Source organism: Paraburkholderia caballeronis (genome assembly GCF_900104845.1).
Classification (GTDB): Bacteria; Pseudomonadota; Gammaproteobacteria; order Burkholderiales; family Burkholderiaceae; genus Paraburkholderia; species Paraburkholderia caballeronis.
The window spans coordinates 767,120-789,311 of sequence record NZ_FNSR01000003.1 but is presented as its reverse complement, the minus strand read 5'-3'; the positions used below and the strand labels follow the sequence as shown (position 1 = coordinate 789,311).

The 22,192-nt window shown below is 65.0% G+C and carries 21 protein-coding genes and 1 pseudogene; 7 read left to right on the top strand and 15 right to left on the bottom strand.

Translation table 11 applies throughout. From position 1 onward, the window contains the following. Positions 1–4: 4 nt before the first annotated feature. Positions 5–160 carry a hypothetical protein gene (locus BLV92_RS32275; RefSeq protein WP_167627167.1) on the bottom strand — a complete coding sequence of 52 codons (156 nt, stop codon included), beginning with the start codon at positions 158–160 and terminating at the stop codon, positions 5–7. A 171-nt stretch (positions 161–331) separates the two neighbouring features. Between BLV92_RS32275 and BLV92_RS30150 the strand changes: the two genes are divergently transcribed. Next, the gene (locus BLV92_RS30150) at positions 332–964 is read left to right on the top strand and encodes a Rossmann-fold NAD(P)-binding domain-containing protein (RefSeq protein ID WP_090552785.1); all 633 of its coding nucleotides are present in this window, start codon (positions 332–334) and stop codon (positions 962–964) included. Between the two features lie 54 nt (positions 965–1,018). On the opposite strand, the gene BLV92_RS30145 is transcribed toward BLV92_RS30150, so the two are convergent. From BLV92_RS30145 to BLV92_RS30135, 3 genes are all read right to left on the bottom strand, one after another. Continuing rightward, positions 1,019–1,732 (bottom strand): SDR family oxidoreductase, encoded by a 714-nt coding sequence (locus BLV92_RS30145; protein ID WP_090552784.1) that lies wholly within the window; start codon positions 1,730–1,732, stop codon positions 1,019–1,021. Between the two features lie 68 nt (positions 1,733–1,800). After that, on the bottom strand, positions 1,801–2,943 hold the full coding sequence (locus BLV92_RS30140; protein WP_090552782.1) for an alkene reductase: 1,143 nt from the start codon (positions 2,941–2,943) through the stop codon (positions 1,801–1,803). A gap of 46 nt (positions 2,944–2,989) precedes the next feature. After that, positions 2,990–3,367, bottom strand: a complete 378-nt coding sequence (locus BLV92_RS30135) for a VOC family protein (RefSeq protein ID WP_090552781.1) — start codon at positions 3,365–3,367, stop codon at positions 2,990–2,992. A 101-nt stretch (positions 3,368–3,468) separates the two neighbouring features. Between BLV92_RS30135 and BLV92_RS30130 the strand changes: the two genes are divergently transcribed. Together BLV92_RS30130 and BLV92_RS30125 are read left to right on the top strand one after the other, a co-directional pair. After that, positions 3,469–4,422: a LysR family transcriptional regulator gene (locus tag BLV92_RS30130; protein ID WP_090552779.1), complete on the top strand. Its 954-nt coding sequence runs from the start codon at positions 3,469–3,471 to the stop codon at positions 4,420–4,422. Positions 4,423–4,612: 190 nt separating this feature from the next. After that, positions 4,613–6,023, top strand: a pseudogene (locus BLV92_RS30125) (ISNCY family transposase); the annotation flags it as partial. A 352-nt stretch (positions 6,024–6,375) separates the two neighbouring features. Here BLV92_RS30125 and BLV92_RS30120 read toward each other — a convergent pair. The 5 genes from BLV92_RS30120 to pdxR all read right to left on the bottom strand — a co-directional run bounded on the left by BLV92_RS30120 (position 6,376) and on the right by pdxR (position 11,016). Further along, positions 6,376–7,272, bottom strand: a complete 897-nt coding sequence (locus BLV92_RS30120; protein ID WP_090552776.1) for an ABC transporter permease subunit — start codon at positions 7,270–7,272, stop codon at positions 6,376–6,378. Continuing rightward, positions 7,272–8,060 (bottom strand): taurine ABC transporter ATP-binding protein, encoded by a 789-nt coding sequence (locus BLV92_RS30115; protein WP_090552775.1) that lies wholly within the window; start codon positions 8,058–8,060, stop codon positions 7,272–7,274. Before BLV92_RS30115 ends, BLV92_RS30120 begins: the two co-directional genes overlap by 1 nt. An 84-nt stretch (positions 8,061–8,144) precedes the next feature. Next, on the bottom strand, positions 8,145–9,161 hold the full coding sequence (gene tauA / locus BLV92_RS30110; RefSeq protein WP_090553177.1) for a taurine ABC transporter substrate-binding protein: 1,017 nt from the start codon (positions 9,159–9,161) through the stop codon (positions 8,145–8,147). 25 nt (positions 9,162–9,186) lie between these two features. Continuing rightward, a complete protein-coding gene (locus BLV92_RS32270) occupies positions 9,187–9,354 on the bottom strand; it encodes a hypothetical protein (protein WP_167627166.1) in 168 nt (55 codons plus the stop codon). A 162-nt stretch (positions 9,355–9,516) separates the two neighbouring features. Continuing rightward, on the bottom strand, positions 9,517–11,016 hold the full coding sequence (gene pdxR, locus BLV92_RS30105) for a MocR-like pyridoxine biosynthesis transcription factor PdxR (RefSeq protein ID WP_090552773.1): 1,500 nt from the start codon (positions 11,014–11,016) through the stop codon (positions 9,517–9,519). Between the two features lie 101 nt (positions 11,017–11,117). Between pdxR and aptA the strand changes: the two genes are divergently transcribed. Both aptA and BLV92_RS30095 read left to right on the top strand, forming a co-directional pair. Further along, the gene (gene aptA / locus BLV92_RS30100; protein ID WP_090552771.1) at positions 11,118–12,467 is read left to right on the top strand and encodes an omega-aminotransferase AptA; all 1,350 of its coding nucleotides are present in this window, start codon (positions 11,118–11,120) and stop codon (positions 12,465–12,467) included. A gap of 12 nt (positions 12,468–12,479) precedes the next feature. Next, positions 12,480–13,211, top strand: coding sequence for a sulfite exporter TauE/SafE family protein (locus BLV92_RS30095; RefSeq protein ID WP_090552770.1), 732 nt, complete (start codon positions 12,480–12,482; stop codon positions 13,209–13,211). A 335-nt stretch (positions 13,212–13,546) separates the two neighbouring features. Here BLV92_RS30095 and BLV92_RS30090 read toward each other — a convergent pair whose 3' ends face one another. Continuing rightward, a complete protein-coding gene (locus BLV92_RS30090) occupies positions 13,547–14,500 on the bottom strand; it encodes a LysR family transcriptional regulator (RefSeq protein WP_090552768.1) in 954 nt (317 codons plus the stop codon). A 114-nt stretch (positions 14,501–14,614) separates the two neighbouring features. On the opposite strand from BLV92_RS30090, the gene BLV92_RS30085 reads away from it, so the two are divergent. Both BLV92_RS30085 and BLV92_RS30080 read left to right on the top strand, forming a co-directional pair. After that, positions 14,615–15,778 (top strand): alpha/beta fold hydrolase, encoded by a 1,164-nt coding sequence (locus BLV92_RS30085; RefSeq protein WP_090552766.1) that lies wholly within the window; start codon positions 14,615–14,617, stop codon positions 15,776–15,778. A 766-nt stretch (positions 15,779–16,544) separates the two neighbouring features. Then, positions 16,545–17,867, top strand: coding sequence for an LLM class flavin-dependent oxidoreductase (locus BLV92_RS30080; protein ID WP_090552764.1), 1,323 nt, complete (start codon positions 16,545–16,547; stop codon positions 17,865–17,867). A 178-nt stretch (positions 17,868–18,045) separates the two neighbouring features. Here BLV92_RS30080 and BLV92_RS30075 read toward each other — a convergent pair whose 3' ends face one another. From BLV92_RS30075 to BLV92_RS30055, 5 genes are all read right to left on the bottom strand, one after another. Continuing rightward, complete coding sequence (locus tag BLV92_RS30075) at positions 18,046–18,858, bottom strand: TOBE domain-containing protein (protein WP_090552762.1); 813 nt, start codon at positions 18,856–18,858, stop codon at positions 18,046–18,048. A 1-nt stretch (position 18,859) separates the two neighbouring features. Then, on the bottom strand, positions 18,860–19,651 hold the full coding sequence (locus BLV92_RS30070) for a sulfate/molybdate ABC transporter ATP-binding protein (RefSeq protein WP_090552761.1): 792 nt from the start codon (positions 19,649–19,651) through the stop codon (positions 18,860–18,862). Positions 19,652–19,663: 12 nt separating this feature from the next. Next, positions 19,664–20,416 carry a molybdate ABC transporter substrate-binding protein gene (gene modA, locus BLV92_RS30065; RefSeq protein ID WP_090553176.1) on the bottom strand — a complete coding sequence of 251 codons (753 nt, stop codon included), beginning with the start codon at positions 20,414–20,416 and terminating at the stop codon, positions 19,664–19,666. 16 nt (positions 20,417–20,432) lie between these two features. After that, positions 20,433–21,107: a molybdate ABC transporter permease subunit gene (gene modB, locus BLV92_RS30060; protein WP_090552759.1), complete on the bottom strand. Its 675-nt coding sequence runs from the start codon at positions 21,105–21,107 to the stop codon at positions 20,433–20,435. A gap of 98 nt (positions 21,108–21,205) precedes the next feature. Then, the gene (locus tag BLV92_RS30055) at positions 21,206–22,192 is read right to left on the bottom strand and encodes an LLM class flavin-dependent oxidoreductase (protein ID WP_090552758.1); all 987 of its coding nucleotides are present in this window, start codon (positions 22,190–22,192) and stop codon (positions 21,206–21,208) included.

Here is a 22,192-nt window from a genome sequence, read left to right as displayed (position 1 = left end):
GCTGTCACGCAGGCGGCGGTGTTCCTTCATCGAAAATCTGTTGCAGATTGTCCTGCTGGGCGACGGCGAGCGGACGGCCGGTGGCGGGCTGGCCGCAGGGTGTCCAGCGTTCGAGCCGATACAGCGCGCCGATCCAGTGAGTTGCCTGTTGCTGTGCCACGAAAAGTCCTGTTTCTGCGTTGAAAGCGGACCGAGACTATCGGGTCGCCCGGCAAGCGATAAGCGGTTCGCGAGGAAAAACAGTTTCAATCGGTAGCGGCAGGCGGCCGGGGATGCTTTTGATGCACGATGAAAAAAAATCGCCCCGGTAACGGGGCACAATACGACGACCATGAAAATTCTGATTCTGGGTGCAACAGGGGTGACAGGAAAGGCCACGCTTGCCCGGGCGCTGGCGGAGGCTCGTGTCGAGCAGGTCATTGCGCCGACGCGTCGCCGCCTTCCTCCTCATCCGAAACTCGTGAATCCGGTTGCGGCGCAACTCGACCAGTTGTTGCCCGAGGCAAACGCGTGGAAAGTGGATGCCGTGATCTGCGCAATGGGGACGACGATTCGCAAAGCCGGATCGAAAACCGCGTTTCGCCACGTCGACTACGAATTGCCGATGGCTTTTTCGGAACGGGCACACCGGAACGGCGCCGATGTTGTTGCACTGGTGTCGTCGCCCGGCGCGTCCCTGTCCATTCCGTTGCTCTATTGCCGGACCAAAGGCGAGGTCGAACGGGACATCAAGGGCATCGGATTCCCGTCCGTCACTATCGTGCGGCCGGGCATGATCGGCGCAGAGCGGGAAGAGTTCCGTCTTGCCGAGCGGATCGTGATGCCTGTCGCCACGCTGCTTCGTCCGCTCCTGCCGCGTGGGTTGCGGGTCAATCCCGTCGGCAACATCGCGAAGGTGCTGGTCGAGTCGGTGCTCGAACGGCAGCCCGGCGTGCGCATGGTGACGTCGAGAGAGATGGTCTGAGACAGTGGGCCGACCCCGTTGATGACGAACAGGCCACGGCCCCCGGCCAGTCGCTCAGGCGATCGCGCCGCCGCCGTCCACGAGCACGGTCGAACCGGTCGCATACGGCGTCGCCGCCAGATAGACCACGGCGTTGGCAACGTCTTCGGGCTGGCCGACACGCTTTGCCGGCAGCCGTGCCGCTGCGCCGTCGTACATGGCTTGCCGTGCCTCGGCTTCGAGCCTGTCCCAGAGCGGCGTCGCGATCAGGCCGGGCGAGACCGTATTCACGCGCACCGGCGACAGTTCGAGAGCCAGGCCACGCGCGAGTGCCTCCAGCGAGGCGTTGATCGCCCCCTGAAGAACCGAACTCTGGCTGGGTCGCACGCTCAGGAAACCCGAAACGAACGTGAGCGACCCGCCCGCTGCAATATCGACGACTCGCGCGACCCGATAGGCGCCCCAGAATTTGCTGTTCATCGCCGCATAGGCGTCCTGTAGCGGCAGCTTGCGCACCGGTCCGCCCGGGGTCTGCGCGGCCGAGATGACGACATGATCGAATTGGCCGGCATGGCTGAAGAACGCTTCGACCGCGGCCTCGTCGGTCGTGTCGAGTACGGCTGTGCTGATCTTGCCGCCGATCTGTGCGGTCGCATGCGCGAGCTTGTCTGCGTTGCGCGATGCGATCAGCACGTCCGCGCCGAGTTCAGCGAAGGCCTTTGCTGTAGCGAGACCGATTCCGGAACTGCCGCCGACGACGAGTACCCGGGTGGATGCCAGTTTGTTCATGATGCGGATTTCCTGTTCAGGTTACGGGTTGATCCATTGTGGACCGAACGGTGATGCGGCGCGCTCGCTCACGAGACAATCGCGTTGTGCTTCGTTGCGGCGTCTTCGTCGGCCCAGTCCGGGTAGTCGCTATAGCCGTGCTCCGTGCCGCCGAAGAGCGTGCTGCCGTCGAAGTCGGCCAGCGGCAGGTTCTCCGCCAGGCGGCGCGGGAGGTCCGGGTTCGCGACGAACGGCCGGCCGAATGCAACGAGATCGGCATAACCTTTCGACAAAACCCATTCGGCGCGCGCCTTGTCGTACTTGCCGGCGACGATGATCGGGCGCGTGAAGCGCCCGCGGATGTCCTGACGGAACGCTTCGGTGAATTGCGGGGCATCGTCCCAGTCGGCTTCGACGAGATGCAGATAACCGATGCCGCGCCACTGCAGGAACCCGGCGGCTTCGAGCATCGTCGGCGGGATGTCCGGGCAGTTCATGCCGCGCGCGGTCAGGAACGGCGCGAGGCGGATGGCGGTGCGTTCGGCGCCGACCTCGTCGGCCACCGCGTTGACGACGTCCATCAGAAAGCGCAGACGGTTTTCGCGTGAACCGCCGTATTCGTCGGTGCGCAGGTTCGACGTCGTACGCAGGAACTGGTCGATCAGATAACCGTTCGCGCCATGAATTTCCACGCCGTCGAAACCCGCGGCCATCGCATTGCGCGCCGCGTGCCGGAAGTCGGCCACGATGCCGTGAATCTCCTCGATGGACAGCGCGCGCGGCGTCGGGCACGCGACCATCGCGCCCACGCCCGTTGCCGGATCGACTTTCCAGATCGAACCGTCGAATGGCACCGCGGACGGAGCCACCGGCAGTTCGCCACCGTGGAAGTCCGGATGCGACATGCGCCCGACGTGCCACAGTTGCAGGAAGATCCGCCCGCCGGCCGCGTGAACCGCATCGGTGACGAGTTTCCACCCCGCAACCTGATCCGCGCTGTAGACGCCGGGCGTGAACGAATAACCCTTGCCCTGCGGCGAAATCTGCGTCGCCTCGGTGACGATCAACGCCGCACCGGCGCGCTGCGCGTAATAACCCGCCATCATCGCGTTGGGAATGTCGCCGGGTTGCGTGCTGCGGGCACGCGTCATCGGCGCCATGACAATGCGGTGCGGGAGCGGGAGGCCGGCAACGGTAGTCGGCGTGAATAGCGGTGAAGCGGGGGACGTCATGGTGGCAATCTCCGGATGAGTCGGTCGATGAAAAGGTTGGGGCGGTTCAGGGAGCCAGCGCGCCCACGAATTCGATAACGATGCTGGTCGCCAGCCGGACGAACAACTGGCGCTCGCCGGTCAGCGGGACATGGGCGATCTGATAGGCGATGCCGTCCCGGTTCAGGCGCTCGATCAGCGACGACCATTCGCCGGCGCTGCCCACACGAAATGCAATGTGGTCGATGCGCGAGGCCGAGCGTTCGTCCCGGCCGGCAAGCGTCGCCTGCACGAGATGCAATACCGGACGTCGATCGCTGTATAGCCAGTGGCCCGGCACGCCGAACGGCGGACGCGGTCCGTCGGTCAGCCCCGCCACGCGCGTGAAAAAAAGCACAGTGGCTGCGAGGTCCGGCGTGACGATGGTGGCGTGGTCGAGTTGCATGGCGGCGTTGCTGACTGAAGAAGTGCCCCATTGTGCAAACACGGCTGCGCTTTGATAATTGGGCTGAGATTTGAATCATTTTCAATAAAACTGGAAATATCGTGGAAAGCCTTGCCGATATCCGGCTCTTTGTCGAAGCGGCCAGTCTGGGCAGCCTGTCCGCTGCCGGGCGCAAGCTGGGCTTGTCGCCGGCTGCGGCAAGCGCGCGGCTGGTCCGGCTCGAAGCGCACCTGAACACGCGGTTGTTCGAGCGGACAACGCGGCAGTTGCGTCTGACGGAGGAGGGGCGCACCTATCTCGTTCATTGCCAGCAGGCGGTCCAGGCGCTGGAGGATGCGCACACGGCGCTGCAGGCGGGAAGGAGCATCGTGCGGGGCAAGGTGCGCATTGCCGCGACCTCGGACTTCGGCCGTCATGTCCTCAAGGCGTGGCTCGACGCATTCAACCGGCAGCATCCGGAGGTGGTTCTGTCGGTCGTGCTGTCCGATTCGCTGTCGAACCTGCTGCACGACGATATCGACCTCGCGATCCGTTTCGGCGTGCCGCCTGACAGTTCGCTGGTCGCGCGGCGCCTCGCGCCGAACCGTCGGGTGCTTTGCGCGTCGCCCGCTTATGTGGCGACGAACGGCGCGCCCGAGCATCCGCGCGATCTGGGACGTTTCGACTGCATCGTGCTGGGTACGGGGGCGTCGTCAGCGAACGAATGGCGCTTCAGCCGCGGCGACGAGACGGAAACGTATGTGGTGCCGCTGTCGACGGCACGCGAGACCAATGACGGCGCGCTGGCGCGCGAATGGGCAGTGGACGGTTATGGCATCGCGATGAAATCGATCTGGGACATCGGCGCCGATCTTCAGGCGGGACGGCTTACGATCCTGCTGCCCGAGTGGAATACCCCTCACGTTCCGGTGCATGCGCTTTATCCGCATACCCGGTACATGGCGCCGCGAGTGCGTGTGCTGCTGGATTTCCTGGTCGAACGATTCGCCGAGGCGGCCAGCGATCTCGGGATGTTCCTTGAACCAGGCGCAGCGGGCATCTTTGCCAAGGGGTAAAGGCAAGGTACGCCTTCATGCAATCCCATGCCGATGAGTTTCGGCTATGCGCGATGTGTCGGGCGCTGGAATAATATTACATAATATAAATTATCGATATTTTTAGTGTTGCGGCAAAGCTGTAATGTCGTATCTGGGCAAAGCTGAAACGTCGCATGTCATGCTGGCTGACCTTTGATGGGAGGCTCGCATGACGACATCCGGGACAATCACCATGACGATGCGCGAGGTAGACCGGCTCAGGACAATCCAGTCGCTGGCCGATGGGCTGCTGATGACGTGGCAGGCCGCTGAGCGGCTCCATCTGAGCCGGCGCCAGGTTGAGCGGCTGACGGTGCGCTATCGCAGCCAGGGCGCCTCGGGACTGCTGTCACGGCATCGTGGGCATCCGAGCAACTACCAGTTGGCAGATGGCGTGGCCGAGCGCGCGTTGAACCTGATTCGGGATTGTTACCCGGATTTTGGCCCGACGCTGGCGTGCGAGAATCTGCGCGAATGTCATGGGCTGGTGCTGTCGAAGGAAACGGTGCGTCACCTGATGACGGAGGTCGGACTGTGGATTCCACGCCGGCAGCGGCCACCGAAGATCTACCAGCCACGGGCGCGGCGATCGTGTCTGGGCGAACTGATCCAGATCGATGGCAGCGATCATCGCTGGTTTGAGGAGCGGGCGCCGGCGTGCACGCTGCTGGTCTATGTGGACGACGCCACCAGCCGGATCATGGCGCTGCATTTCACGGCGACCGAATCGACTTTCAGCTACTTCGAGGCGACACGGGCGTATCTGGAGCTGCACGGCAAGCCAGTCGCGTTCTACAGCGACAAGGCGAGCGTATTCCGCTCGACGCAGACGGCGACCACGGGAGGCAAAGGTGTGACGCACTTTGGCCGGGCGATGTTCGAACTGAACATTGACGGGTTGTGCGCAAATTCAAGCCAGGCCAAGGGGCGTGTTGAACGCGCGAACCTGACGCTGCAGGACCGCCTGGTGAAGGAACTACGGTTACGCCAGATCGACACGCGGGAAGCGGCCAACGCTTACGCGCCCCGCTTCATCGCCGACTACAACACGCGCTTTGGCAAGGTACCACGCAGCGCGTTCAATGCTCACCGGCCGCTGCGCACAGATGAGAATCTCGACACCATCCTGACGTGGCGTGAACCGCGGCGCGTCACGCGCTCGCTGACGCTGCAGTACGACCGGGTGATCTACCTGCTTGAAGACACGGACGCGAACCGCAGGCTGGTCGGACGCTACATCGATGTGTATGAATATCCGGACGGTCGCATCGAGATTCGCGCTGACGGTGTCGCCCTTCCCTGCACGCCTTATGACCGGCTCTCGGAGATCGATCAGGGCGCGGTCGTCGACCACAAGCGGCTGGGTCACGTGCTGCAGGTCGCGCAACTGGTTCAGGCCGATCGCGATAACCGGCGCGCGTCAGGCTCGCCGTCACGGACCAATCAGGGGCAGGCGCCGAAGCTGAAGGAGCGCAAGGCCGGGACAAAGAAGCAGCGGGAGATCACGGTTGAGGATCTGAACACCGCGATTGGCAGAACGACAGTCAGCCTCCAGGACGCTGTACTCAAAAGCTAGTCAAGGAGATAGCAAAGGCACAGCGACGACACTTCTACTTTGCTGCCGCTACGACACTTCAGAATGGCCTCGACATGTCCCAAATAGAAATGTCGGGTTTCCGCTAAATAGAAATGTCGTGTTTTAGATAGTTTGAACGCCGGACATCCATCAGGGAGCGCCGGCGATGAACGAGCGCTACGCCGATTCCGGGCCGACGCTGGATTGTGAATGCCACGCCAACGGCAACCGCCGAATATCAACTACCGAACGCATGGCGTGCTGACTCGTTACGACAAAGACCAGCGTCAGTTTCCCGGGCGCTATCCGTTTCTCTTTCGAAAGAGGCCGGCGTAGAGATGCCGTGGCGACCTCATTCACATCTTCCCCTTCCACGGCGTAAGCGCAGTCTCGACGCGCCGCATCAGCAGATCGAAGCAGTACGCCAGTATGCCGATCACGATGATGCCCATGATGACGATGTCGGTGCGCAGGAAGTTCGACGCGTTGAGCACCATCTGGCCGAGGCCCGCCGTCGCGGCGACCATCTCGGCGGCGACGAGCGTGGTCCAGCCGAAACCGATCGCGATCCGCATGCCGGTGAGGATTTCCGGCAACGCGGCGGGCAGCACGACGAGCGTGAGCAATTGCCAGCGCGTCGCGCCGAGCGAGCGCGCCGCGTTGATCTGCTCGATCGCCACCGAGCGCACGCCTGCCTTCGCCGACATCGCCAGCGGCGCGAAACAGGCGAGAAAGATCAGCGTGATCTTCGCGCTCTCGTCGATGCCGAGCCAGATCACGATCAGCGGCAGATAGGCGAGCGGCGGCAGCGGCCGGTAGAACTCGATCAACGGATCGGCGATGCCGCGCGCGATGCGGGACGTCCCCATCGCGATGCCGATCGGCACCGCCGTCACCACGGCGAGCACGAACGCGGCGAGCACGCGGATGATGCTGATTTCCACATGCTCGACGAGCGGCGTATTGCCCTGCGTGTCTCCCTTGACCGCGCTGATGAACGCGTCGAAAGTCGCCGCCGGCGACGGCAGAAAGAGCGGCTTGATCCAGCCGAAGTGCGTCGCGCACCACCACAGCGCAAACAGGACCAGGGTTGTCGCGACGCTGATCGTCCACGTCTCTCCCTCACCCGGCAAACCGGTGCTGTTGCGCCTGCGCTTCTTCGGCCTGCTGTCCGATGCGTGCTGCCCGGCCTGTGAACCCGCGCCCTCTTCCGCGCCTGCACGTCGCAGCGTCCTGCCCTGGGTCGCGGCCATCAGTGCACCTCCTCTGTCGCGGACGTTTCGTGGATCATCGTGAGCACGCGCTCGCGCATCGCGATGAAAGCCGCACTGGCCTTGGTCGCGCGAGCATCGCGATTCGCGATGTATTCCCGGCTGAACGGCAGCTCGATTTCATGCACGATGCGCCCCGGGTTCGGCGCCATGATGATCAGGCGCGTCGCGAGAAACAGCGCCTCCTCCACATCGTGCGTGATGAAGAAAAAGAGCCGCTGCGCATCCGACCACAGGTTCAGCAGCAGTTCCTGAATCGACTCGCGCGTAAACGCGTCGAGCGCGCCGAGCGGTTCGTCGAGCAGCATCACCTGCGGCGACGACGCGATCGCGCGGGCCACGCCGACGCGCTGCTGCATGCCGCCCGACAGTTCGTACACGGGACGTTGCGCGACCTGCGAAAGCCCGACGCGGCGCAGGCATTCCATACCGATGCGCCGACGCTCATCGAGCGGCATCTTGCGCAGGCGCAGTCCGAATTCGACGTTCTCGATCACGTTCATCCATGGCATCAGCGCGTGCTTCTGGAACACCACGCCGCGCTCGTGACCGGGGCCGTCGATTGGCTGGCCGTTCAGTCTCACCTCGCCGCGCGTAGGCGCGACGAAACCCGCAATCGTGTTGAGCAAGGTCGTCTTGCCGCAACCCGACGCGCCGAGCGCAACCACGAACTCGCCCGGCGCGACGGACAGCGACACGTCATCGAGCGCAAGATGCGGCGCGCTTTTGCGCGAACGATATTCGACCGCCAGTTGGTTGATTTCCAGCATGATTCGCCCATCCCGACAAGAGTGTTGCAATGAACGCGGCGCGCGGCGCCCACCCGTGCCGCGCATGGGCGTCGTGTGCCGATGCTACTTTTCCGCAACCTTCACGTATTGATCGGTGACGCCTACCGAATAGTCCGGCAGCGTCGATTGCAGCGTCTTTTGTTCCTTCAGGAAGTTCGCGGTCGCGAGCAGTGACCGGGCTGCTCCGCCGGCGCTGCCGCCGCCCAGCCAGGCATTCGACGCCTGCTGCTGCGGGCTCAGGAACTGATACAGCGCGAGCGACGCCGCCACGTCCTTCGGCTCGCCGCCCGACACGGCCGCCACCGCCTTCCCCTTCGCGGTGTCGCCCAGCCATTGATCAGGATGCGCGCGATAATCGGCGTCCCCGTTCGCGAGAATCTTCACGAACGCCGTCATGAACTCCGGATTGGCCTTGGCCCAGTCGCGGTTGACGACAAAGCCGTCGAAGGTCGCGAGCCCCGTTTGCTTCGCGATCCTGCCCGACGTGGTGAGAACCGTGCCGCTGTCTTCCACGCGCTGCAGCACCGGATTCCAGATGTAGGCCGCATCGATGTCGCCGCGCTCCCACGCGGCGGCGATTTCGGCGGGACGCATGTTCAGCACCTTGACGTCGCCCGGCTGCAGACCGGCCTGCTTCAGCGCGAGCAGCGCATGGAAGTGGCTGGTCGACACGAACGGCACGCCGAGACGTTTGCCCTTCAGTTGCGCGACCGTCGTCACGCCCGAACCTTTGCGCGCCACCAGCGCTTCCGCGTCGTTGATGTTGTCGAGGATCCAGAACAGTTCGATGGGCAGGCCCTGGCTCAAGCCGGCGGCAACCGGACTCGAACCGGCCTCGCCAAGCTGCACGTTGCCCGACGCCATCGCGCGGATCACGTCGCCCCCGCCGCCGAACTTGCGATACGTGACCTTGTAGCCGGTCTCCTTCGCGGCTTCGTCGGCCTGTTGCGCATAGCGCCACGGCACCATCATGTCCTGATAGGCGATGGTCACTTCCTTGTCGGCCGCCAGCGCGTGCACCGATACGCACGCGACCGCGAGCGAAACGACGGCATGGGCAAGGCGACGCCCCGTTGCCATGTCCGACACGGCGGAGATGACACGTTCAACGAATGGTCTCATTCGATAATCCTCGATTGTCTGGAAGAGTCGGCGGCATGGCGGTGCAGCGCGCCATGGCATCGAGGTAATGCAGGTTTCCGACCAGCCGATGGTGCCAGCGCCGGATATCGATTGGTCCAGCGGCAAACTTGCGTCCTTGACTGGCTTTCATCCGCGCGAACGTTGCGACGACATGGCCCCCACGCGTCTGGAATCCGCATGCGTTCCGCCAGTGCCGCGCTAAAGCAGTGCAGCCGGCCCCGTGCGGACCTCTTGCTGTGCGCCGATGCACCACCGCGATCCCGGTGCCTCGCGCTGCCCAGCCGAAACGTTTTCAGCGCGCGCCACGCCGCGCGTGCGCATTCACCAGCCGCGCAAGCACTTCGATGCCGGGCGCGATCCGCTCCAGCGGAATCGACGAAAACCCGACACGTATCCACGGCTCGGTCATCGCTTCGTGGAAAAACGGCTCGCCCGGATCGAACCACAGCCCCTGTGCAATGGCCGCCGCACGCAACGCGAGCGTATCGATACGGCCCGGCAGGCGCAGCCACACCGACGAGCCGCCGTGCGGCACGCCGTATGCGGCCTCCGGCAGATGCTTCGCCAGCGCGTCGGTCAGCACGGCGGCGCGCGCCGCCAGCGCCTCGCGCGTCTGATGCAGCAGCCGGTCGTAATAGCCCTGCTGGATGAACAGCGCCGCCGCGTGCTGGTTGTTGCCGGGCGCCTGGCGGATCATCAGACGCCGCAGCACCCGCAGCTTCGCGATAACCTCCGCGGGCGCGACCACATAGCCCATGCGCAGGCCGGGCGCGAGCATCTTCGACAGGCTGCTCAGATAGATCACACGACCGGACTTGTCGATCGCCTTGAGCGCCGGCAGCGGCTGCCCGACGTATTGCGTCTCGGGATCGTAGTCGTCCTCGAAGATCACCTGATCGTGGCGCGCCGCGTGCGCCAGCAACGCGACGCGGCGGTCGGTGCTCATCGTCACGCCGGTCGGGCATTGATGACTCGGCGTGCAGTAGAGGTAATCGCACGACGCCAGCGTATCGGTCACGCATAACCCGTGCGCGTCCACGGGTTGCGGCGAGATGTCCGCGCCGCGCCGCATGAAGATGTTGCGCGCGTCCATATAGCCCGGATCCTCGATGCCGAGCCGCGTGCCGGGCGCCGCGAACAGTTCCGCGAGCAGATAGAGACCATGCTGCGTGCCGAGCGTCAGCAGTATCTGGTCGGGCGTGACGGCAATCCCCCGGCGCGGCAGCACGCGCCGGATCAACTGGTCGATCAGGATCGGCGAATCGTGGCCCTCGCCGTCGTGGCCCCACGCTTCGACAGCAGCCACCTCCAGCGCCTGACGATTGCATTCGCGCCAGTCCGCGAGCGGAAACAGCTTCGGATCGAACTGCCCGAACACGAACGGATAGCGGAACCGCCGCCAGCCGTCCGGACGGTCGAGCCAGCGCAGCGCGCGGTGAGCGGCGACGCTCGTCTGCATGCGCGCGGCCCAGTCGGGCGGATCGGGGGCATCGTACGACGGCACGCTGCGCACGGCCGCGCGCTCGACGCCATTGCTGACGAAGTATCCCGCGCGGGGGCGCGCTTCGAGATAACCGTCCGCGACAAGCCGTTCGTAAACCAGCACGACGGTATTACGCGACACCCGCGCAAGCTGCGCGAGTTCGCGGCCGGACGGCAGGCGCAGTCCGATCGGCAGACGGCCGTCGAGCATCGCGTTGACGAGCGCCGTGCGTAGCTGGACCTGCAATGGCGAGCCGTCGCGCGCGGGCAGCAGTTGCCGCCACATCAGTTCGTACTCGCCTCCGCGCACGCCCTGCCCCCTCTGGCACCATCGATAGATCGTGGTGGCATTATGCTGGCGCCAAAAAACTTGCAATCATGGCCGAAATCTTTTTCCGAGGACTTGCCGCCATGAGCACGCTCGCCGCCGTTCCGCCGTTCGCGTCGCCCGCCGGGGCCGAGACGCCGTCGATGAAGCATCAGTGGCTGCCTTTCACGCCGAACCGCGAGTTCAAGAGCGACCCCAAACTTTTCGCCCGCGCGCAAGGCCAGTATTTCTACGATCCGGCCGGCCGCGCGATTCTCGATGCGGGCTCGGGCCTTTTCACGACGCCCGCCGGCCATGGCCGGCGCGAAATCGCCGATGCGGTGCACGCCCAGTTGCTCGAACTCGACTTCACGCCAAGCTTCCTGCGGGCGCATCCGAAATCGTTCGAGCTGGCCGATCGCCTCGCGGCGCTGCTCCCGGCGCACATCGACAAACTGTTCTTCGTCAGTTCGGGTTCCGAAGCGGTCGATACCGCGATGAAGATCTGTCTCGCGTATCAGCGCGCGAAGGGCGCGCCGGGCCGCACGATGTTCGTGTCGCGCGAGCGCGCGTATCACGGCGTCAACTTCGGCGGCGTCGCGCTGTCGGGCATGGTCAACAACCGCCGCGCCTATGGCAATGTCGTACACGGCGTCGTCCACATGCGCGATACGTGGATGGAAGAAAACCGCTTCGCGTCCGGCCAGCCGCAGTTCGGCCGCGAGCGCGCCGACGATCTGCTGCGGCTGATCCAGTTGCATGGCGCAGAAAACATCGCTGCGTGCGTGGTGGAGCCAGTCGCCGGCTCGACGGGCGTACTGGTGCCCCCCGTTGGCTATCTCGAACGCCTGCGCGAGATCTGCACAGCGAACGGCATCCTGCTGGTGTTCGATGAAGTGATCTGCGGCTTTGGCCGCACCGGCGAGCCGTTCGCCGCGCAGAGCTTCGGCGTCAAGCCCGACCTCATCACGATGGCCAAGGCGATCACCAACGGCGCGGTGCCGATGGCTGCCGTCGCGGTTGCGGACCACGTGCACGACGCCATCGTGAACGGCGCACCCGACGGCGCGATCGAGTTCTTTCATGGTTACACATGGTCCGCGCATCCGGTGTCGTGCGCCGCGGCGCTCGCCGCGCTCGACATCTATCGCGACGAGCGGCTGTTCGAGCGCGCCCGCGAACTGTCGGGCTATTTCCTCGAACAGGTCGCGACGCTGCGCGAATTGCCGACCGTCACCGACATACGCGGCTTCGGCATGATCGCCGGCATCGACGTGAAAGCGGACGGCGCGCCGGGTCAGCGCGGTTACGACTTGCAGAAGAAACTGTTCGACAACGGCCTGCACCTGAAGACCACCGGCGACTGTGCGATTCTCGCGCCGCAGTTCGTGTTCACGCGCGAGCACGTCGATGCGACGGTGCGCATATTGCGCGACACGATCGCTTCACTATAACCGTGCGTTGCCATGCATGCGCCCTATCCGCCCGCGCTGATCGCGGTGCTGGCCGCGATCGCGGCGCTGGCGGGCATCGCGAAAGGACTAACCGGATTTGGCGGCGCGCTCGTGATGGCGCCGCTGTACAGCCTGCTGATCGCCGTGCCGGACGCCGGCGTGCTGATCGTGCTGGCGCACGCGGCGACCTCTTTGCAGGGTGTGCGCCAGTGGCACACGCAAACCGGTTGGCGCGCGGTCGTGCCGCTCGGCCTCGTCGCGGTGCTGTGCGCCGGCGCCAGCGCGCGCGCACTGGCCCATGTCGACGTGCACGCGGCGCGGCGGCTGGTCGCCTGCTCGGTGCTTGCGGTTACCGCAATGCACGTGGCGGGGTGGCGCTGGCGTCATCGCAGCGGCTGGATGCCGATACTCGGCGCGGGCCTGGCGAGCGGCGTCCTGACCGCGCTGGGCGGCCTTGGCGGTCCTCCTGCGTTCTATTACTTCGCGGGTAATGCGCAGGGTTCCGCGTTGCGCGCGAATCTGCTGGGATTTTTTGCTTTGCTGTTCTGCGGCTCGGCCGTGGTCCTTGCCGCCGAGGGACGCGTGAGCGTCGCGCATCTGGCGACGGCCGCATGGCTCCTGCCCGCTTTTGCGTTCGGCGTATGCGCCGGCGAACGGATCGGCCAGCGGTTGCCGGCCCGCTGGTTCGACCGCGCGGTGAGTACGCTGCTGCTCGCTTCGGGCATCGTTGCGCTTGTTTTCTAGCAGGCCTCATGGCTCGCGTGCTGCGAGGTCCAACCGGCGGTGGCGCTCAGGCTGCACGCCCATCGCTGCGTGAACGTGCCGTGGCATTAGCGTGGCCACTTCGCGCGGTGTCTGTCGCCGATGGACGCCTGCGATACCCGCTCGCATGCATGACGTCGCGTCAGCTATCCCCGACCCTCTGCACGCGGTCGATTGCAGCCGTCACGAGCGCGCGAGCGTCCGGGAAGCCGGGCGCCGCACCCGCGATGCCGTCGAGCCGCTGATCCAGATACTGCCCTATGGGCCGGTGTCGGACCGTCATCGACCCTGAGCGGCCGCTTTTACCTGCCCCCTCCTCAACGGCCGCTTTCGAAGCCGGAACAGCCGCTCTTCTGAGGCATCTCCTTGCGATCCCAAGGCGGTTCATCGCCGAACGTCCCGGCGAGGTAATCGACAAACCGGCGCACTTTGAGCGGTATGCGCCGCGCGCCCGGATAAACCGCCTGAATCGTCAGGTCAGCGGCGCGATAAGCCGGCAGCAGTTCCACAAGTTCGCCGCGCCGGATGTGCGCGCCGAACACGAAGGTCGGGCCGTACACAATGCCCGCTCCGGCAATCGCGGCGGCGAGCAGCATCTGGGTGTTGTTGGCCGTCATCCGGCAAGGTCCGTCGATGACGTGCGCGCGGTTCTTGCGGTCGCGCAGTGTCCAGTCTCCGGCCGTCACGGCCTCGCTGAACGCCAGCCGTTGCGCGCCCAGCAAATCGTCCGGCTTGCGCGGCGTTCCGTGGCGCTCAAGGTAGGCGGGAGAAGCACACATGACCATTCGGCACGGCGCGAGCCTGCGCATCACAAGTCCCGGGTCCTCCAGCCGTCCGATCCGGATTGCGACGTCAACGCCCGCATCGATGAGATCGACATAACGGTCTCCGAGTTGCACTTCCACGTTGACGTGCGGATGGTCCTCCATGTAGCGCGCCACGACCTCGCCCAGGTGCATCGCGCCGAACGTGACAGGCGCCGCGACGCGCAACACGCCGCGCGCCGTGCCTTGCGAATCGCTCGCTTCCCGCTTCGCTTCGTCGAACGCTTCGAGAATCCGCTTACAGCGTTCGTAGTAAGTCCGGCCGGTATCGGTCAGACTCAAGCGCCGTGTGGTGCGGTGGAGTAGCCGTGCATTCAGTTCGGCCTCGATGGCGCTCACGTGCTTGCCGGCCATCGCTGCCGACAGCCCGAAGCGGCGGGCCGCCGCGGCGAGGCTGCCTTCTTCGACAGCGGCGACGAATACGCCGAGGCTCGTAAGTCGGTCCATGTTGCCCTCTGATTCGATAACCCGATTATCGACTGAACCCACCGATCCGACAATTATCGAATTAGGAAATCGAATCTACCATGCTGGGATCAGCTAACGGACAAGGGCACAAAAATGGTAATCGAGTCGAACGGTACGCGGATTCACGTCACCCAGCGGGGCAACGGCGAGTTGGCGCTGGTGTTCCTGCACTACTACGGCGGTTCGGCGCGCACGTGGGATGCGGTAGCAGACGAACTGGCCGACCGGTATCGGATCGTCGCCGCCGATCACCGCGGCTGGGGCGACTCCGAGGCGCCCGCCGACGGCTACCGCATTGCAGATCTCGCCGCTGACGCCGAAGGCGTTATCGAAGCACTGGGACTGCGGCGCTACGTTCTGATCGGTCATTCGATGGGCGGGAAGGTCGCTCAACTTATCGCTTCGCGCCGGCCGGACGGCCTCGAAGGTCTTGTGCTCGTCGCGCCGTCGCCGCCGTCGCCGATGCTCCTTTCCGACGCCCAACGGGCGACGTTGACCGGCGCCTATCAAACGCGCGAATCGGTGGAATTCGTCATCGATCACGTATTGACCGCGAAACCGCTCGACGCCGCTCACCGTGAGCAGGTCATCGAGGACAGTCTGAAGGGCGCGCCGCAGGCCAAGGCGGGCTGGCCCGAAGTGGCCATGCGCGAAGACATTACCGCGGCGACGGCGTCGATCGACGCGCCGACCATCGTCATCTCCGGCGAGCTGGACCAGGTGGATCGCGTCGCAACACTGCAGGCAGAGCTGCTGCCTCGCCTCCCGCATGCGGCGATGCACGTCCTGCCCGGAACGGGACACCTGTCGCCGCTGGAAGCGCCAGCCGAGGTCGCGCGGCTCATCGCACGATTCGTCGCTGCGATCGAGAGCCGGTCAGTCGTGTGCCACTCGCCCGAGCAGGTCCCGGTCGCTTTCGATGCCGCGCTGAACGCCGGCGATCTCGATGCCTTGCTCGCTATGTTCAGCAACCAGGCCACGATGCGAATGACGAATGGCGAGGTGGTGCAGGAAAGCCCCGCCAGTTTGCGCGTCGGCCTGGCCCAGTTGCTGTCATTGCGCCCGCACATCCGTAACGAAGTGCGCCGTGTACTGACGAGCGGCGACATAGCTCTCATCCTGCTCGACTGGACCCTGAACGTGGCGCTACCGGACGGTCGCGATCACGAAGAACGCGGCACTGCTACACAGGTCATGGAAAAGGGCCGCGACGGTGGGTGGAGGCTGCGGATCTCCAATCCGGCTGGGTTGCACTGAACGGCGCCGGAGATGTGACGCCCCTCGCTGCACGAAGCGCGGCTGATTGCCGGCACGAGTCAGCCGTGTACTGCCCCCTTCGACCCACTGCCCGAGATTGCCGGTAACTCCCCGGTTGTTTTCTGCGCCGGGAAGCTGGAATTCGAACGGTGTCGATATCAAACACGGCCCGGCTCTTAAGGTATCGACCGGCCGCAAATGAATGCAGTGAACTTCAAGGAGTGGAAAGCTCGCCATCAAAATCCCTACGCCATCACAGCGGCATGGCTCGTAATTTCCTGCGCTCATTACGTCCGCTGTTTGACCCACTTCGCGCAGATATGTGGTGTACCCATCTTTGGTGCAAAATCTCATCTCCGCGATCCAAAGCGGTGCCGCGAATGCACGACGAAGGGACTCCCACCGCGTGGATGAAACAATTGCTACCCGAAACGGCATTTCTGGCTGCGAAGCGCACATAAAATATCTTGGCACAACTATTGCGTTCGCTCCCCGTTACGAATGTGTGGTACACCACATTTATTTGTAATATGATGGGGTGCATGAGGTAGAGATCCCTTTCTCTTGACAGCTCTCACCTGTATCGCTCTTGAGTGCGCCTGCGGGAGAGGGCCGGTTGAATCTGGAGTCGCCCCCATACCTTCCCGGAGCCTGGGATGGACAACCAGGGAATCCAGGCAAGTTCGGGCGGCTTTGGTAAACATTATTGCCACGCGAGCCTCGCCGATTTGAGTTGAGCAAACGATCCGTTAAACAAGGAAGTCTGATGAACAACAGGATGATGAGCCTGGCGCTCTTTCTTTTTCCGGGGCAGCATCTCGGTGCCTGGCGCCTGCCCGATGCGATTCCGGAAGTCGATCTTGGTATTGAGCATTATGTTCGGGCAGCAAAGCTCGCTGAGGCGGCCAAACTCGATGCCATTTTCTTTGAAGATCAGGCTGCCATCCCGCGTAGCAACAACATCATGAACGGTGATACCTACGGGGCCGCCAATCCGCGGGCAATGCATTTCGATCCGATGATGCTGCTGCCAGCGCTCGCCATGGCCACAACCCATCTCGGCCTTGCAGCGACTTCAACCGCAAGCTTCAACGAGCCCTATAATCTCGCTCGCCGGTTTGCATCCATTGACTTCATCAGCAATGGCCGGGCTGGCTGGAATCTCGTCACGTCCTTCAATGAGAGTGAGGCCCAAAACTTCGGTCTGGATGCGCATCTGGAGCATTCACTTCGCTATGAAAGGGCCAGCGAGTTCATCGATGTAGTCAACGGATTGTGGGACAGCTGGGACGAAGGCGCCGTCATCCGCGACAAAAAGAGCGGCGTGTACTTCGACGTGGAGAAAATGCATTTCCTGAAGCACGAAGGGAAATTCTTCAAGGTGCGTGGCCCGCTCACGATGGGAAGAAGTCCACAAGGTCGGCCGGTCATATTCCAGGCCGGCTCGTCCGAACCAGGACGGGAACTTGCGGCGCGGACGGCCGACGTGGTTTTCACTTTGCAAACGGACATGAAGGCGAGTCGAGCCTTCCGCGAAGACATCCGGCAGCGGGCGGTGAGATTCGGCCGCGACCCCGACAAGATCAAGATCCTGCCTGGCATCACTCCCATTGTCGGAAAAACCGATCAGGAAGCCGAAGATTTTCGCACCCGGATGCGGGACCTCATTCCTGAAGAGCTGGCCATCACGCACCTGGCGCCGCATTCCGGCGGTCTTAACTTCAGGGACTATGACCTCAATGGCCCGATGCCCGACCTGCCGGAAACCAACGCAGGCAAGTCTCATCGAGACGCAATCATCAACCTGGCCCGGGGAGAAAATCTCTCGATTCTGCAAACCGCTCGACGTTTTGCGGAAGGCAGCTACATGAAGTTGGTCGGCGCTCCCACGACTATCGCCGACACCATGCAGGAATGGCTCGACAATGACGCCTGCGACGGCTTTCTTGCGGTTCCCACGCATTTTCCACAAGGCACCGAAGACTTCGTTTCGCAGGTTGTGCCGGAGTTGCAGCGTCGCGGAATTTTCCGCAAGGAATATACCGGAAAACATTTGCGTGACCATCTCGGCGTTGAAAAGCATACCTGAGTTCGTCTGATCTCTTTGCGAGAACCGGTATTCGGCGCCGATGCGAATGCGTCATATGGAAGATGCCACGTCGGCGCCGATTATTTTGGGTTCAATATGACGGCGATCGCATGTAAAGATTTGCTAACGGTCGCCATGCGCAAAACGCCGGATGTCCGACCGGCACGCCCTGACGCTCTCACCCGGCGACCGCCACCATAACGGAATAGGCCTTGAACACCGCCGTCGCCGGCATCCCGACCGCGAGCGCCAGCGCATCGACGGCGTCGTTGGTGACGCTCGCCGTGAGGTTCGTCCCGCCCGGCAGCGTCACCACGACCAGCGACGAAACCGCGCCGCGCTCCACCCGCGAAATCGTGCCGGAAAACTGATTCCGCGCCGACAGCGAATAACCCGCGAAGTCGAGCACGAGCACCACTGCCGACGACTTGATCAGCAGGATCGCCTCCTTTCCGGGTTCGAGCTTCAGCCGCCCTGCCGCGGCCGTCGTGACGGTGGCGACCACCTGTTCGCCGCCCGGTATCGTCACCGACACCTGGGTCGTGACCGGCCCCGGCACCACGGCGTCTATCGTCCCGGCGAGCTGGTTGCGCGCGGTCGTCTTCATTGCGATTCTCCTGAGAAGGCCGGCCACCGCCGGCAACTGGTTGAGCCACGCTTCCTGCTCGTGCAGGAAAGCCCGGTTTGCCGCCTGCAGCCGACGCCACGCGTCGAGCAGCATGAACGCCGCCGGCGTGAGGCGCGTGCCGCCGCCGCCCTTGCCGCCCGTGCCCGTTTCGATCAGCGGCTGGCTGGCGAGATTCGCCGCGCTCTCCAGCAGCAGCCACGCGCCCTTGTAGCTATAGCCCGCCGTGCGGGCCGCGCGGTTGATCGAACCGGTTTGGTCGATCGCCTCCAGCAATGCGAAGAAACGCGCATCGAGACGGCCGGCCAGCGTCAACTCGGCGCCGAGCAACGTCGCCCCGCCGGCAACGGACGCGTTCCTGCGCATGTCAGCGTTCCGCCTGCACGTGCAGCAGTTCGCGCACGCGGCGCGCAGGTCCGCCGGGCGGCTCCGCGATCCGTCCGGGCAGCAGCGCGCGAGCCGTCGCCGCGCGCGACTCGCCGCTTCGCACATCGACCTCGCGGGTGACGCTGCCATGCTCGACGACGAACGCGACATGCGCGAGCGCGAGCACGTCGTCGATGTCGTGCGTGATCATCACGACCGGCATCTGCCAGCGCGCGAACACACCGGCTAATTGCCTGCGCAGTTCGTCGCGCAGCAGCGGATTCAGCGCGGCAAACGGTTCGTCGAGCAGCAGCAGGCCGGGTCGGCACGCCAGTGCGCGCGCCAGCGCGACGCGCTGCTGCTGGCCGCCGGACAACGTCGCGGGGCGGCTCGCCGCCAGTGCGGCGAGGCCGAAGGTCTCCAGCAGGTCGTCGACGCGGCGGGCGTCGTCCGGCGCAAGCCTCCGGCGCCGCCAGTTCGTCAGCCCGAACGCGACGTTCTCCCGCACGCTCAAGTGCGGGAACAACGCGTAGTGCTGGAACAGATAACCGATGCCGCGCTGCTCGGGCGGCAGATCGATGCGCTGCGCCGAATCGAACAACACGCGGCCGCCGATCGACACGCGTCCATGCTGCGGCCTGAGCAGTCCGGCGATGGCCTGCATCGTCATCGACTTGCCGCCGCCCGAAGGTCCGTAGAGGGCGATCACCGCCGCGTCGGACACGAAGCGCATCGCCAGCGTGAAATGCCGCGCGCCGTCGGAGACGGTCGCATCGAGATCGATGTCGATCATCGTGCGGCGGCGTCAGGACTGCGAGAAGCCGTAGCGTCTCAGGACCTCCTGCGCGGCGGGGCTCATCAGGTAGTCGACGAACGCCTTCGCGAGCGCCGGCTCGCGGCTGGCGCTGACCGTGACGACCGGATAGGTCACCGGATCGTGTCCGCCGACCGCCTGCACGATCTCGACCTTGCCCGGCATCAGCACGGCGTCGGTGCGATAGACGAAACCGGCCTCGGCCTCCCCCCGGGACACATAGTCGAGCACCTGGCGCACGCTGTCGGCCTGCGCGAACTTCGGCGCGAGCGCGTCCCACAGCAGCGCCTTTTCGAGCGCCTGCTGCGTGTAGCGGCCCACCGGCACGGTGGACGTCTTGCCGATCGCGATCCGCCGCACCGCCGGGTTCACCAGGTCGGTCACCCTCTTCACCGGCGAGCCCTGGGCGGCCGGCACGATCAGCACCAGCGCATTGGTCGCGAAGTCGCGGCGCGTGGACGCGTCGAACAGTCCGGCTTCGATGCCGCGCGTGACGGTCTGCTCGTCGGCGCTCGCGAACACGTCGACCGGCGCGCCCTGACGGATCTGCTGCAACAGCACGCCCGACGCCGCGAAGTTGAAGCGCACCGTCACGTCCGGATGCGCGGCCTCGAACTTCGCGCCCACTTCGTTGAAGGCGTCGGTCAGGCTGGCTGCGGCCGACACGGTGAGCTGCTGCGCGAGCGCGACGGACGGCAGCGCCGCAACCAGAAAGACGAACACAAAGACGCGAAGACGTTTCACGAAGGACCCCACGAAATCAGCGAACAGAGAAAAAGCGGCCGGACAGCACGAGCACCGCGACGGATAGCGTCGACGTGACGAACACCAGAAACAGCGCGGCCTGATCGCGGCCGTCCTGCATCGCGTCGTAGATCGCCATCGACAGCGTCTGCGTCTGGTGCAGGATGTCGCCGGCCACCATCAGCGTCGCGCCGAATTCGCCCATCGCGCGCGCGAACGCGAGCAGCGTGCCGGCGAGGATGCCGGGCCACGCGAGCGGCAGCGTGACGCGCACGAACACGGACCACGGCGACTGGCGCAGGGTCCGCGCCGCCGCTTCGAGCGACCGGTCCACGCCCGCGAACGCGGCGTTCGCGGACTTCAGCACGAGCGGCAGCGCGACGATGGCCGACGCGAGCACTGCGCCATGCCAGTTGAAGACGATCGTGTAGCCGGCCTGCCGGTACAGCCAGCCGCCGACGACGCTGCGCCGCCCCGCCGCGACCAGCAGCGCGTAGCCGATCACGGTCGGCGGCAGCACGAGCGGCAGCATGCAGACCGCTTCGAGCACGGCGCCGCCGGGAAAACGCCGGCGCGCGAACAGCCAGCCGAGCGCGACGCCGGCGACGAGCGCGAGCGCCGTGGCGACGCCCGCGACCCGCAGCGACAGCCAGAACGGCGACCAGTCCATCCGCTGTAGGGAATCCGACATTACCGACACTCCGCGTTATGAATCGGGCTACACATCACGTACCGCAAGATGTGGGCCATTCGCGGGCCGGTCCGGGCAGAGAGTCGGGCGCGGTCAGGTCAGGTCAGGCCGGCTGCGCGGGCGAACCGCGCGAGCGATGCCCGCGCTTCGTTCGCGTCGTGCGTCGCCGGCTTCAGCAGCAACCGGTGCGGGCCGAGCCGCTCGCCCAGTTGTTTGGCGCGCGCCACGCACTGCCCGGGATCGCCGATGATCGCGTTCGCGAGGATCACGGCCTCGGGCGCGTCGGGCGCGAACATCGGCGGCAGTCTGCCCGGCGGGAACTGCACGCCCATCAGCCGCGGGTAGGCGCGCACCGCCGCGACGCCGTGTTCGATCGCGCGGCGGCTGTCGTCGTCGCAATGGAAGAAACGCGCGATCGCGAACGGAAACGCGCCGCGACGCGCGCGTTCGGCGGCCACCTGCTCTGCCACCTGACCGAGATCCGCCGACGGCGTCGCCATCAGGCCATAACCGTGCTCCGCCGCGATACGCGGGGAATCCCCGCTCAGGCTCGCCAGCCACACCGGCACCGGGCGCTGCAGCGGGCGCGGATAGACCGCGACGTCCTCGCAGTGGAAGAAGCGTCCGTCGAAGCGGGTCTGCGGCTCGGTCCACAGCCGCCGGATCAGCGCGAGCGCCTCGTGCATGCGCTCGCGCGCCGCGTCCGCCGACGCGATGCCCGCCGAACGGTACTGCGCGGGAAACGGGCCGCCGCGCGCGACGCCGAACTCGATGCGTCCGCCGCTCAGCAGGTCGAGCGACGCGATGTCCTCGGCGACGCGCAACGGATCGTTCAGCGCGAGCAGCGATGCGCCGGTGCCGAGCCGGATCGTCGACGTGCAGGCCGCGATCTGCGCAAGCAGCACGGTCAACGCGCTGCCGATCGCGAACGGGCTGTTGTGGTGCTCGGCCACCCACACGTCGTGAAACCCCATCTGCTCCACCGCGCCTCCGGTCCGGACGGTTTGCCGAAGCGCGTCGCGCGCGTCGTCGTCGGGGTTCTCGACGTTCAGAAACACACCATAGCGTTGTAGTAGATCCGACAT

What these genes read in the sequence shown, in the direction of transcription:
- BLV92_RS30150 (WP_090552785.1), top strand. Translation starts at nt 332, where the DNA reads ATGAAAATTCTGATTCTGGGTGCAACAGGGGTGACAGGAAAGGCCACG.
- BLV92_RS30145 (WP_090552784.1), bottom strand. Translation starts at nt 1,732, where the DNA reads ATGAACAAACTGGCATCCACCCGGGTACTCGTCGTCGGCGGCAGTTCC.
- BLV92_RS30140 (WP_090552782.1), bottom strand. Translation starts at nt 2,943, where the DNA reads ATGACGTCCCCCGCTTCACCGCTATTCACGCCGACTACCGTTGCCGGC.
- BLV92_RS30135 (WP_090552781.1), bottom strand. Translation starts at nt 3,367, where the DNA reads ATGCAACTCGACCACGCCACCATCGTCACGCCGGACCTCGCAGCCACT.
- BLV92_RS30120 (WP_090552776.1), bottom strand. Translation starts at nt 7,272, where the DNA reads ATGGCCGCGACCCAGGGCAGGACGCTGCGACGTGCAGGCGCGGAAGAG.
- BLV92_RS30115 (WP_090552775.1), bottom strand. Translation starts at nt 8,060, where the DNA reads ATGCTGGAAATCAACCAACTGGCGGTCGAATATCGTTCGCGCAAAAGC.
- tauA (WP_090553177.1), bottom strand. Translation starts at nt 9,161, where the DNA reads ATGGCAACGGGGCGTCGCCTTGCCCATGCCGTCGTTTCGCTCGCGGTC.
- BLV92_RS32270 (WP_167627166.1), bottom strand. Translation starts at nt 9,354, where the DNA reads ATGAAAGCCAGTCAAGGACGCAAGTTTGCCGCTGGACCAATCGATATC.
- aptA (WP_090552771.1), top strand. Translation starts at nt 11,118, where the DNA reads ATGAGCACGCTCGCCGCCGTTCCGCCGTTCGCGTCGCCCGCCGGGGCC.
- BLV92_RS30095 (WP_090552770.1), top strand. Translation starts at nt 12,480, where the DNA reads ATGCATGCGCCCTATCCGCCCGCGCTGATCGCGGTGCTGGCCGCGATC.
- BLV92_RS30090 (WP_090552768.1), bottom strand. Translation starts at nt 14,500, where the DNA reads ATGGACCGACTTACGAGCCTCGGCGTATTCGTCGCCGCTGTCGAAGAA.
- BLV92_RS30085 (WP_090552766.1), top strand. Translation starts at nt 14,615, where the DNA reads ATGGTAATCGAGTCGAACGGTACGCGGATTCACGTCACCCAGCGGGGC.
- BLV92_RS30080 (WP_090552764.1), top strand. Translation starts at nt 16,545, where the DNA reads ATGAACAACAGGATGATGAGCCTGGCGCTCTTTCTTTTTCCGGGGCAG.
- BLV92_RS30075 (WP_090552762.1), bottom strand. Translation starts at nt 18,858, where the DNA reads ATGCGCAGGAACGCGTCCGTTGCCGGCGGGGCGACGTTGCTCGGCGCC.
- BLV92_RS30070 (WP_090552761.1), bottom strand. Translation starts at nt 19,651, where the DNA reads ATGATCGACATCGATCTCGATGCGACCGTCTCCGACGGCGCGCGGCAT.
- modB (WP_090552759.1), bottom strand. Translation starts at nt 21,107, where the DNA reads ATGTCGGATTCCCTACAGCGGATGGACTGGTCGCCGTTCTGGCTGTCG.
- BLV92_RS30055 (WP_090552758.1), bottom strand. Translation starts at nt 22,192, where the DNA reads ATGTCGGATCTACTACAACGCTATGGTGTGTTTCTGAACGTCGAGAAC.